Annotated in this window: 8 protein-coding genes; 6 read left to right on the forward strand and 2 right to left on the reverse strand. The window is 72.3% G+C overall.

The features are described from left to right. Positions 1-81 precede the first annotated feature (81 nt). Both ACFC1F_RS40335 and ACFC1F_RS40340 read right to left on the reverse strand, forming a co-directional pair. Complete coding sequence (locus ACFC1F_RS40335) at positions 82-747, reverse strand: GntR family transcriptional regulator (protein ID WP_376166392.1); 666 nt, start codon at positions 745-747, stop codon at positions 82-84. A 118-nt stretch (positions 748-865) separates the two neighbouring features. After that, entirely contained in the window at positions 866-2,380 is a 1,515-nt protein-coding gene (locus ACFC1F_RS40340; RefSeq protein WP_376166394.1) for a hypothetical protein, read from the reverse strand. A 414-nt stretch (positions 2,381-2,794) separates the two neighbouring features. Here ACFC1F_RS40340 and ACFC1F_RS40345 point away from each other — a divergent pair, with 414 nt between their 5' ends. The 6 genes from ACFC1F_RS40345 to tatA all read left to right on the forward strand — a co-directional run bounded on the left by ACFC1F_RS40345 (position 2,795) and on the right by tatA (position 11,236). Beyond that, a complete protein-coding gene (locus ACFC1F_RS40345) occupies positions 2,795-5,647 on the forward strand; it encodes an AAA family ATPase (RefSeq protein ID WP_376166396.1) in 2,853 nt (950 codons plus the stop codon). A gap of 399 nt (positions 5,648-6,046) precedes the next feature. Beyond that, positions 6,047-7,360, forward strand: a complete 1,314-nt coding sequence (locus tag ACFC1F_RS40350; protein ID WP_376166398.1) for an ABC transporter substrate-binding protein — start codon at positions 6,047-6,049, stop codon at positions 7,358-7,360. Between the two features lie 10 nt (positions 7,361-7,370). Beyond that, positions 7,371-8,327, forward strand: coding sequence for a carbohydrate ABC transporter permease (locus ACFC1F_RS40355; protein WP_376166400.1), 957 nt, complete (start codon positions 7,371-7,373; stop codon positions 8,325-8,327). Beyond that, positions 8,324-9,145 carry a carbohydrate ABC transporter permease gene (locus tag ACFC1F_RS40360; protein ID WP_376166402.1) on the forward strand — a complete coding sequence of 274 codons (822 nt, stop codon included), beginning with the start codon at positions 8,324-8,326 and terminating at the stop codon, positions 9,143-9,145. Before ACFC1F_RS40355 ends, ACFC1F_RS40360 begins: the two co-directional genes overlap by 4 nt. A gap of 246 nt (positions 9,146-9,391) precedes the next feature. After that, positions 9,392-10,882, forward strand: coding sequence for a hypothetical protein (locus ACFC1F_RS40365; RefSeq protein WP_376166404.1), 1,491 nt, complete (start codon positions 9,392-9,394; stop codon positions 10,880-10,882). Between the two features lie 84 nt (positions 10,883-10,966). Continuing rightward, positions 10,967-11,236, forward strand: a complete 270-nt coding sequence (tatA, locus tag ACFC1F_RS40370; protein WP_376166406.1) for a Sec-independent protein translocase subunit TatA — start codon at positions 10,967-10,969, stop codon at positions 11,234-11,236. Positions 11,237-11,376: the final 140 nt, after the last annotated feature.

The raw sequence follows: 11,376 nt of genomic DNA on the forward strand, positions 1-11,376 counted from the left end.
CAACTGTTCACGGTGGGCTGACACCCGGTCACCGAGGGGGTGGGCCCGATCGGGCCCACCCCCTTCCCCGGCCTCCCGGGGTCACTCCTTGTCGGCGACCTCGTGGTCGGCCTGCGCGCTGATGTGCGCCTTGGCCGCCTGCGCCGCCGCGTCCGGGTCGCGGCGGCGCAGGGCGGCCACGATCCCGTCGTGCTCGGCGATGACCTGCGCCCAGTTGTCCGGGTCGACCGGTGCCGAGATCCGGTGGCGGCGGACGGTGAGGAGCAGTTGGTCCGTCAGCTCGGCCAGGACGCGGTACCCGGCGGCCTCGGCGAGGATCCGGTGGAACTCGGAGTTGAGCTCCGGGAGCCGCTGGAGCGCACCGGTGCCCAGGCGTCCGCGCATCTGCTGCTGGACCGACTCCAGTTCGGCTAGCTGGGCGTCCGTGACGCGCTCCGCGGCGAGACCGGCGACCAGCCCCTCGATCGCCTCGCGGGCCAGGAAGACGCCGCGCATCTCGGCGGCGTCCACCTCGGCGACGGTCACCCCGGAGTGGACCCGGGAGACCACCAGGCCGTCCGCCTCCAGCCGCTTGACGGCCTCGCGGATGGGGATCTTGCTCACGCCCAGGTTGCGGGCGAGCTGGTCCATGTTGATGCGCTCGCCCGGTTTGAGATCGCCCTCGGCGATGGCAGCACGCAGGCTGTCGTAGACGAGGTCGGCCTTGCTCTTCACCACGGGCAGCGGTGCCCAGTTCGCCTGTGTCACCCCTTCATCGTATGCGATATGCCTGCGCCGGCGAAGGGTGGCCGGTGCAACGACGGACGGCCGTGCCCGGGCGCGGGTGCACCACGGGACGGCCGGCGGCGGGCGGGGCCGGGCGGGCTCAGGAGGAGCGGACCCAGAACTCGACGGAGAGCGGCGGGACGGTCAGCGTGAGCACCGGGCCGGTGCGGGCGGTCAGCGTCTGGTTGTGGGTGGACGGCCCGAACCGGTGGCCCTGGAAGGAGGCCGCGGTCTGGGTGTCCACGGTGTAGGTGAACGAGGCGCCGGCCGAGCGGTTGGTGATCGCGAAGACCTGCTTGCCCTCGGCGGTCTTCCAGGCCATGATCCGGTGGTCCGTGTAGGCGCTGCCGTCGTCGTGGACGGGCTCCTCGACGTGGTGGCGCACGGAGTCCCAGGGCATGTAGCGGACGAAGCCTGCCACGGCGTTCCAGTTCTCCGGGTTGAAGTCCCAGTGACCCGCCTTGATGTTCGGGTAGTGACTGAAGTCGGTGTCGTGCGGGGGGCGCCAGAAGCCGAGCGAGTAGCCCTTGGACTCGGAGTTGGTGGTGGGCTTCAGGGCGTGCAGCCAGAACCAGGTGGGGGCGTTCTGGAAGGTCATCCAGTTCATGATCGAGTGGGCGGTGTTGAGCGTGCGGTTGAACGGGCTCGTGGGGTGGAGGTACTCGAACTCGTTGTTGAAGACGGGCCGGCCGAGCGCACCCGAGGTGTAGTCGCCGGTGATCTGACCGTCCGCGTTGGTGCCGATCCGGTGGAAGGTCCACGCGTCGACGTGGCGCAGCGCCTGCGCGTCCGCGATGAGCGCCTGGCCGCGGGTGCCCTTCCAGCCGTCGCGGCTGTCGGCGTGGATCATCACGTTCGGGTACTTGGCGCGGATCTTCGGGGCGACCGCCTTGAAGGCGGCGAGGTACTGGGCGGGCTCGTAGAAGCAGGAGGAGTAGAAGGCGGGCGAGTCGGGTTCGTTCTGCAGGCCCCACATGCTGATCGGGACGCCGCGGGCCGCGAGGTAGTCGAGGTCGGCGACCATCGCCTCTCCCAGCGCATCGAGGTCCGCGGGGGCGTAGGAGGCGAGCCCGTAGGCGGTCTTTCCGTCCGCGCTCTTGCCGACCAGGTTGTTGTTGGCCTTCCAGGCCGGGGCCGGGGACCAGTACTCGGCGGCCACGCCCTCGATGCCGGCCTGGCTGATCATCTCGGCGAGCAGCGCGGTCTGGCCCTCGTAGCGGTCGACGAGGCGCCTGCCGTCCGCGGTCACCCCCCGGTGGTAGAGGCCCAGGGCCAGCCGGCAGTACCGGAATCCCCGGTCCGAACGGATCTTCAGCATCTGCTGGTAGAAGCGGGTGCGCTCGCTGGGCGTGAGGTCGAAGGGCACGCCGCTGACCAGGTCGGGCATGCCCGCGTTGCCGGAGTTGATCGAGTCCGACTGGATCTCGAAACCGAGACCCTTGATGGTCTGGCGGGCCCCGTTGTCGTACCGGATGGTGTACGAGCCCGAGTCGAGACCCGCGGCCCGCGCAGCCGGGAACCCGAGCAACGGCGCGGCCGCCATGGCCGCGCCACCGACGGCGGCGCCGCGGAGCAGGGTCCGGCGACTGACGGGGCGCGGGTCGGGTCGGTTCATCACAGGTCCTCCTGGGTGGGTGGGGGGTGGCGCGGGAGGGAGGGGAAGCGGCGACGGGCGGGCCCGACGGCTCGGGACCGGCTCGGGCGGGCGCCGGGTCCGGATCGGGCGGGCGCGGCGGGCGCCGGATCCGGCGGGAACGGAGGGCGCCGGCCGCCGCGGGGCCCGCCCGCGCGGCACCGCCGCCGGGAAAGGTATGCGATATACGCCTAGAATGCCAGGGGCGGCACCGAATTCGCCGCAGCACAGCACCTCTCACCCGACGGAAACCGGCCCCGACCCGCGCCGCTGCACTGGCGCACCCCGAGGCCCGAACGGTAGGAACGAAGATGTCCGGCCGGAGTACCGGGCCGGGCCCGAGGCGTACCGGAGCCCCCTCCGGCTCGCGCGCACAGAAGCAGGGTGGTGTCGGCCATGACGGTCGGACGGAGCGGTGACCGGCGGATCACGGGTGCCTCCCCGGCGCCCGCCTTCGTGGGGCGCGAGCGCGAACTGGCCGTCCTGCTGAGCGCCGCCCGCTCCCGGCCCTCCGTGGTCCTGGTCGAGGGCCCCGCCGGGATCGGCAAGTCGCGGCTGATCGCCGAAGCGTCCGCCGTGCTGGCGGCCGAGGGCGTCCGGGTGCTGACCGGCCGCTGCCACCCGCTGCGCGAACCGCTGGCGTACGGACCGGTGATCGAGGCGCTGCGGGACGCCGACGCGTGGCTGCCGCCCCGGGAGGGCGCGCTCGGCGCCTCGGCCGGCTGGCTGGCGGCCCTGCTGCCCGATCTGGCGGACCGGCTGCCGCCGCCTCCCCACCCGGCGGCCGGGCCGGTGCCGGCCCGCCACCAGATCGCCCAGGCCGTGCGCACGGTGCTGGACGCCGTCTCCCCGGCCCTGCTCGTGATCGACGACGTGCACTGGGCGGACGAGGCCACCCGCGAACTGCTCCTGCTTCTGGGCCGGGACCTGCCCGCGGACGCCGCCCTGCTGCTGGCCTACCGCGCGGAGGACCTGCCCGGCCGCGGCCCGCTGCTCGGTGCGGCCTTCCGCCGTCCGCCGAACACCAGCGGCGCCGAACTGGCCCTCGGACCGCTGACCGAGCAGGACGTGACGGACATGGCCCGCTCGGTGCTCGGCCCGGCGGCGACACCCGCGCTGGTCCGGGCGCTGCACAGCCGCAGCGAGGGCCTGGCCCTGGTGGCGGAGGAGGACCTGCTCGCTCTGCGCGACCACCCGGGCGGGGTGCCGGGCGGCGTGCCCCGGAGCCTGCGGGAGGTGTTCGCCGAACGGGCCGACCGGCTGCCGCGGGCGGCCGCCGCCCTGGCCGACGCCGCGGCCGTCCTGGAGGTACCGGTCGGGGAGGGCCTGCTCGCCGACACCGTCGGGCTCGAACCGGCGCCCGCGGCCGAGGCCCTCACCGCGGCCCTGACGGCCGGTGTCCTGCGCGAGCTCGGGCCCGACCGCTACGGCTTCACCCACGCCCTGGCGAGGCGTGCGCACTACGACAACATCCCGGGCCCCGAGCGCACCCGGCTCCACCGCCGGGCACTGGCCGTCCTCTGGACCCTGCCGAACCCGCCCCTGGTGCAGATCGCACACCACACCCGTCAGCTCGGCGACACCGGGGCCTGGCTGGAGCACGCGCTGGCCGCCGCCGACCAGGCGGTGGAGGTCGGCGACCAGGGCACCGCCGCGACCCTGCTGCACGAGATCCTGGAGGAGCCCCGGCTGCCGTCCGCGCTCCACGCACGGGCCGCGCTGTCACTGGCCCGGATCGCCTGGGACGCCACCGAGTACACCCGGACCATCGCGACCCTGCGCCGGATCGTCGCCGGACCGGGGCTCCCGGCGGCCGCGCGCGGCGAGATCCGGCTCGACCTCGGACTCATGCTGCTCAACCAGGCCGCCGACCCCTCCGGCGAGGCGGAGATCGAGCGGGCCGTCGACGAGCTGGTGGACGACCGCCCGGAACTCGCCGCGCGAGCCATGTCGGTGCTCGCGATGTGGGAGACCAGCCGGTTCTCCGCCGCCGAGCAGCGGGCCTGGATCGAGCGGGCGCAGGCCACCATCGCCGACAGCGACGACCGGGCGGCCCGGGCCTCGGTGACCGCGAACCGGATCACGCTGATGGCCTCGATGGGCGTCCCCGGCACGGACGACGAACTGGCCGCGCTGCCGCGCGAGGACCAGGACCCCGAGGTCGTGCGGCACACCGCGCGGGCCCTCGCCAACGCCGCCGAGGTGGGGATCTGCCTGGGCCAGGACGAGCGGGCGGCCCGCCACACCGAGGAGTCGCTCGCCCTGGCGGAGCGCCACCACGCGCACGCCCTGATCGTCCACTGCCGCTCGTACCGGCTGCTGCTCTCCTGGACCGCCGGGGAGTGGTCCGACTGGGAGGAGCGGTACGCGGCCTTCCGGGCCGACTACCTCGACGAACCGCTGGCGGTGGACGACCTGCTGGCGACCGTCCAGGGCATCACCGCGGCGGCCCGGGGACGCACCGCGCGGGCGGTGGAGCGTTTCGGGCGCGTCCTGGCCCGGGATCCGCAGCGCAAGAACGTCAACGCCCTGGGCGCGGCCGCTGGCCTGGCCCGCGTCCAGCTGGCCCGGGGCGACGACGAGGAGGCGTGGCGGACCGTCACGGACTACCTGCCGCTGCTGCCCCGCAAGGAGCAGTGGGTGTACGCCTGGGACCTGGCACCGGCGGCGGTGGAGATCGCCCTGCACCGCGGCGATCCGGCGGGCGCCGAGGACCTCGCGGCGCAGCACCGGGCCGGGATCGAGGGCGCCGACGCGCCCGGGGCGCAGGCGGAGTCCCTGGTCTGCGAGGGCCTGGTCCTGCGCGCGCAGGACCCGGACGGCGCGGCGGACCGGTTCGACCGGGCCCGGCTGCTGTGGTCCGCGATCGGCCGGCCGTACCACGCGGCGCTGGCCGGTGAGCAGACGGCCCGTGCGCTCGCCGGGCTGCACGACGGCCGGGCCGCCGCGCTGCTCACGGGGATCGTCGAGGTCCACGAACGGCTGGGTGCCACCAGCGACGCCGCCCGCTGCGTGCGCCTGCTGCGCGACCTGGGCCAGGAGCGGCCGCGGCCGCGCGGCCGGGCCGGCTACGGCGACCGGCTCTCCCCGCGCGAGCAGCAGGTGGGCCGGCTGCTCGCGGACGGCGCGACCAACAAGGACATCGCCGCGGCGCTCTTCCTCTCGCCGCGGACCGTCGAGCAGCACGTCGCCAAGGTCCTGCGCAAGCTCGGCTGCACCCGCGACGAGGTGCGGGACCGCACGATCTGAGACGCACCACGCTCCGGGAAGTACGTAGTGCCCCGGATTGCATACCTACGACCGGCCCGGATCTGCTGAACGTACCGCGCTCCCCGCCGCGGTGACGCGTTCCCCGGCAGCCGGTGTGCCCGGCCTCCCGACCCACCGGCCCTCCCCGGTCGCGGCCGTGTGCCCGCTCCGGGTGCGACGCCGCGGCGGGCGGCCCGGGCGGAGAAGCGGTCTCGTCAACAACACGAAACGGCAACGCCCCCTGGCGCTCATTTCGTATATCGCATACGTTACGCGTCAGGTCGGTGATGACAGCGGTGTTTCACTCCGCTCCTGCCGCACCGCACCCAACCCCTTCTCGCCCCCGCACATCCGGGGCGGCCGATCCGGCCGCAGCCCGCCGCACAAGGAGACCCACCCATGGCACCACTCCGCCGTAGACTCGCCGCCCTCTCCCTGGCGTCCGCCTTCGCGCTCGCGGCCTCGGCCTGCTCCTCCTCCGTCGGCGGGTCCTCGGAGTCCGCCGGGCCGACCACCGTCAAGTTCTGGTCGATGCCCTACTGGATCGGCCAGGACGCCAAGGTCAAGGAACTGGTCGACGAGTTCAACGCCTCCCAGAGCAAGGTGAAGGTCGAGCTCACGCTCCTGGAGTGGAAGGACGGCCGCGACAAGATCAAGCAGGCCATCGCGGCCGGCAAGGGCCCGGACGTCTGGCTGATGAACAACGGCCTGGAGCTCGACTACCTCAAGTCCGGCGCACTGGCCCCGCTCGACAAGCTCGGCTACACCCCCGCCGACACGGACAAGTTCCTCCCGCTCGCCAAGGTCGACGACTACGAGGGCAAGACCTACGGCGCCCCGCTCTACTTCGACGTCGACGTCATGCTCTACCGCACCGACATCCTCCAGCAGTACGGCTTCTCCGCCCCGCCGAAGACCTGGGACGAGCTGAAGTCGACCGCCGCCGCCATCACCACCAAGTCGGCGGAGGCCGGCAAGAAGGTCAGCGGCTGGCAGTTCAAGGGCATGGACGACCACCTCAACGCCGTCAACTCCACCTGGGAGAGCTTCCTCTGCCAGGCCGGCGGCACCCTCACCTCGCCCGACTTCAAGGCCTCCACCCAGAACACCGAGGCCGGGCGCACCGCGATGGACTACATGAAGTCCTTCTACACCGAGAAGATCTCCCCCACCGGCACCAGCGCCCTCAACGGCTTCATCAGCGGCGACGTCGCGATGTTCCCGTTCTTCCAGTCCGTCATCGCCAACGTCCAGGCCGGCGGCGCCAAGGTCGACGGCAAGTGGGCCGTCGCCCCGATGCCCACCGGGCCGAAGAGCGGCTGCTCGATGGTCGGCGGCCACAGCCTGGTCGCCAGCTCCGCGAGCAAGAACCTCGGCGGCGCCGGGACGTTCATGCGCTGGCTGGCCTCGCCGGAGCGCAGCGCCCGGTACATGGACTTCCACGCGATCTTCCCCTACGACCTCGCCAAGGTCGACCCGGCCGTGAAGGCCACCGTGGACGGCAAGGCCAAGGCCGACCCCAACTGGAACGCCATCTTCGAGCAGCTCTCCCGCAACACCCCCGAGTTGCTGCTCCAGGACCGGCACGCCTTCCAGGCCCGCTGGGACGCCCAGAAGGCCAACATCGTCGCCGGCGTCAACGGCCAGGCCTCCGTCGACAAGGCCCTGAAGTCGATCGACGACCTGGTCGGCCAGGCGCTCGGCAAGGAGTGACGGGAAGCCGATGACGACCATGACCGAACTCCCCGCGAAGCCCCCTCCCGGCGGCCCCGCCGCGGCGGGCGGCCCCGGGCGGGCCCGGCGCAGGCCGCACCCACGGCGTCGGCGGCCCAGCGGCACCCTCGCCGGCTGGCTGTCGGTGGCGCCCGCCCTGCTGGTGATCCTGGGCTTCACCTTCTACCCGATGGTCCAGTCGATGCTGCTGAGCACCGACCACTGGAACCTGCTGGGCCCGCGCACCTTCGTCGGCGCGGAGAACTACACCACCATCCTCGGCGCCGGCACCTTCCGCGAGAGCCTGCTCAACACCCTGGTGTTCACCGTGATCACCATCGCCGGCACCTACGTGCTGGCCCTGGCCACCGCGATGGCCGCCAACCGGGAGCTCGCCTCCGCGCGCTTCGTCCGCACCGTGACCGTGCTGCCCGCCGTCATCCCGATGGTCGTCGCCGGCCTGGTCTGGAAGTGGCTGTACGAACCCGACCACGGCCTGGTCAACACCCTGATCGGCCTGGTCGGCGCGGACGGCGCCCGCTGGCTCTTCGACAACGACCTGGCGCTGCCGGCCGTCGCCGTGGTGAGCATCTGGAAGGAGTTCGGGATCTACGCGCTGATCCTCCTCGGCGGTCTCCAGCGCATCCCGGACGAGATCTACGAGGCCGCCACCATCGACCGGGCCGGCCCCTGGCGGCAGTTCCGCTCGATCACCCTGCCGATGCTCAGGCCGGCCACCGCCGCCGTCTTCCTGCTCCTGCTCTTCAACTCCTTCAAGGTGTTCGACCAGGTGTGGGTGATGACCGAGGGCGGCCCGGGCACCGCGACCCTGACCGTGGTCACCTTCATCTACACCCGCCTGCTCACCGACGTCGGCGTCGCCTCCGCGGCCTCGGTGGTGCTCTTCGTGATCCTGCTCGCGATCACCCTCGTGCGGCTCAAGCTGACCTCCCGGGAGGAGTCGTGAGCAAGTCCCCGATCCGCCTCGCACCGGCGCTCTGGCTCACCGCCGTCACCGTCTTCGCCGGGCTCCCGGTGCTCTGGATGGCACTGACCTCCTTCCAGCCCATGGAGGACCTGGTCGGCAACGGGCGGCACCTGATACCCGAACACCTCACCGCCGACGCCTACCACGAGGTCGTCTCCGCGTTCCCGTTCGGGCGGTGGTTCCTCAACTCCGTCCTGGTCGCCGTCGCCGTCGTCGCGGGCAACCTGGTGTTCGACACCCTCGCCGCCTACGGCCTGGCCCGGATCCGGTTCCGCGGCCGGCAGGCCGTGCTCACCCTGATCCTGGCGACGCTGATGATCCCCACCCAGGTCATCCTCGTGCCGCTCTACCTGGTGATGCGCGACCTCGACTGGATCGACACCTACTGGGCGCTGATCGTGCCCTTCCTGGCCAGCCCCACCGGCATCTTCCTGCTGCGGCAGCACTTCGTCACCCTGCCCGTCCAGCTCGACGAGGCCGCGGCCATCGACGGCGCCGGCCGGCTGCGCACCCTGGTCAGCATCCTGCTGCCCAACTCCTGGGCGGCACTGGGCACCGTCGCGGTACTGAAGTTCATGTGGACCTGGGGCGAGTTCGCCTGGCCCTCCCTGGTCACCAACGACGAGCTGCTGCGCACCCTGCCGGTCGGACTCGCCCAGTTCCAGAACCAGTTCGCCCCGCGCTGGGACCTCCTCATGGCCGGCTCCGTCCTCGCGGCGATCCCGGTGGTCCTCGCCTTCGTCCTCCTCCAGAAGACCTTCGTCAGCGGCCTGACCGGCGGCGCGGTGAAGGAGTAGAGCCCCTGGTCCGGGTCGGCGGACCAGGATGACCCGCGCCCGGTCGAGTGCCAGAGGGAGGCACTCGACCGGGCGCGCGGTGTTGCCGCGGCACCGGCCCCCGCCGGGACGTCGAGGAACACCGCCCGAAACACTGGCGAAACTTTCGTATATCGAATACCTTCCTCTCATCGTCGCCCCGCCGGCCATCAACAGGCCGCCCCTGCGACACCCTTCCCCTCCTCCCCCCACCCTCGGAGGCCCCCCGTGACCGGAACGTCCCGCCCCGTCGACCGCAGATCCGTCCTGCGCGGCCTGCTCGCCGCCGGAGCCGCCGCGTCGCTCCCCCAGATCGTGAGCCTGGCCAGTGCACAGGCCGCCGGCATCACCACCGGCGCCTACACCATCCGGTTCGACCAGGCCGCCAAGCAGACCATCGCCGGCCTCGGCTTCGAGATCCAGTCCGACTCCATCGGCTCCAGCAACCAGGGCATGCCCGACCTGGTCACCGGCGTGCCCTACGACCTGACCCCGAGCGAGCGCACCCGCCTCTGCCAGCAGATGCTCAAGGCGGGCCGCTCCGACCGGGGCTTCCGGTACTGCCGCCTGGCGATGGGTCTCTACCACCGTGGCCTGACCCCCGACCGCAAGCGCTTCGTCGACCGCTACGAGGGCCAGACCGCGCTCCTCGCGGACATGATGACCCAGGCCGGCGTCGAGGGCCTGGCCGTCGAGTACTGGTCCCCGGCCCCCGGCTGGAAGGACAACGACAACCTCATCAAGGGCACCCTCGCCCCGAACGCCGACCTCGCCGCCTTCGGGGACGCCCTGGTCGACGACCTGAAGTACCTGTCCGACCGCGGCCTGAAGATCTCCTACTGGGGCCTGCAGAACGAACCCGACTACCTGACCCCGTACTCCTCCTGCAAGTACTCGCCCGCCCAGTACCTGGCCGCCTTCAAGGCCGTCGCCCCCAAGATCAAGGCGGCCCACCCCGGCGTGAAGATCCACGCGGAGAGCCAGTACGGCTGGGACGGGCCCATCGGCCGCGCCCTCACCGCCTCGCCCGAGGCGATGGGACTGATCGACGCGTGGACGTTCCACAAGATCGGCGAGGACAGCACCCTGCAGATCACCAAGGACTTCCGGGCCGGCGCCGGCGGCAAGCCCGTCTTCAGCAACGAGTTCGAGTACCTGGAGAGCCAGGGCCCGATGACCGACTGGCGCACCGTCAACACCGCTCAGTCGATCATGAACTGGATGACCTTCCAGAACTCCCCCACCTGGTGGTGGCTGCACGCCCTGAAGCCCACCACCAACGCCGAGTCCGAGGGCTACTCGCTCGGCTTCTGGCGCCCCCCGCACGACACCGACTTCAGCCGCCACCAGGACATCCAGGTGGGTCACTGGGACTTCAACCCGCGCAACTGGAACGCCGTCTCCGGCTTCGTGAAGTACCTGCCCTGGGACTCCGTGCGCTACGGCGTCGACGAGCCCCGGCACACCGACGGCTCCTACTACTCGGACCACCGCATCATGGCCTGGCGCACCACCGCGGGCAAGCCGGTGTTCGCCCTCACCAACCGCTCCGCCACCGAGTCCTACACCTACACCGTCGACACCCAGACCGCCGCCGCCTTCCAGGGCCACCGCTACGGCCCCAGCACCACCGACCAGACCCTCCCCTCCAAGACCGGCCCGACCCTGGAGATCACCGTCCCGCCGCTCTCCGTCGAGTTCTGGGTCCGCAATCCCTGAGCCTCCGGACGGGCGGGGGCCCCGCCCCGTCGGGCCCCGGGCCCCCGCACCCGTCGCACCCACGGAAAGGAAGGGTGGACGACGATGCTCCGCAACGCCTTCGAACCCTGGCACCTCCTCGTCGTCGTGGCGGTGATCGCGCTGCTGTTCGGCTCCCACAAGCTGCCCGAACTCGCGCGCGGCCTCGGCCGGTCGATGCGCATCCTCAAGGCCGAGACCCGGGCCATGCGCGAGGACGGTCCCGAGCCGGACGCCGGCCCCGGCACGCCCCCGGCGGTCGAGACCTCCGCCGTCACCGGGTCCGGCGCATCCGCACCCGCGCGCACCTCCGCCGACGGCGGGGCGAAGGGATAGCCCACCCCGCCCGAAGCGGGCGGACCGACCGATGACCCGAGCCGGGTCGAGTGCCTCCACCGGCACCCGACCCGGCTCTTCGCCGTCGTCGCAGCGTCCCGCTCGGCGGCCGGCAGCGGCGGAGGAGCTCTGGGCGCAGC

It is taken from the genome of Kitasatospora sp. NPDC056181, assembly GCF_042266225.1.
Taxonomy (GTDB): Bacteria; Actinomycetota; Actinomycetes; order Streptomycetales; family Streptomycetaceae; genus Kitasatospora.

Bases quoted from the DNA above. Each gene is read 5' to 3' on its own strand.
- tatA (WP_376166406.1), top strand. From the start codon at position 10,967: ATGCTCCGCAACGCCTTCGAACCCTGGCACCTCCTCGTCGTCGTGGCG.
- ACFC1F_RS40340 (WP_376166394.1), bottom strand. From the start codon at position 2,380: ATGAACCGACCCGACCCGCGCCCCGTCAGTCGCCGGACCCTGCTCCGC.
- ACFC1F_RS40355 (WP_376166400.1), top strand. From the start codon at position 7,371: ATGACGACCATGACCGAACTCCCCGCGAAGCCCCCTCCCGGCGGCCCC.
- ACFC1F_RS40350 (WP_376166398.1), top strand. From the start codon at position 6,047: ATGGCACCACTCCGCCGTAGACTCGCCGCCCTCTCCCTGGCGTCCGCC.
- ACFC1F_RS40345 (WP_376166396.1), top strand. From the start codon at position 2,795: ATGACGGTCGGACGGAGCGGTGACCGGCGGATCACGGGTGCCTCCCCG.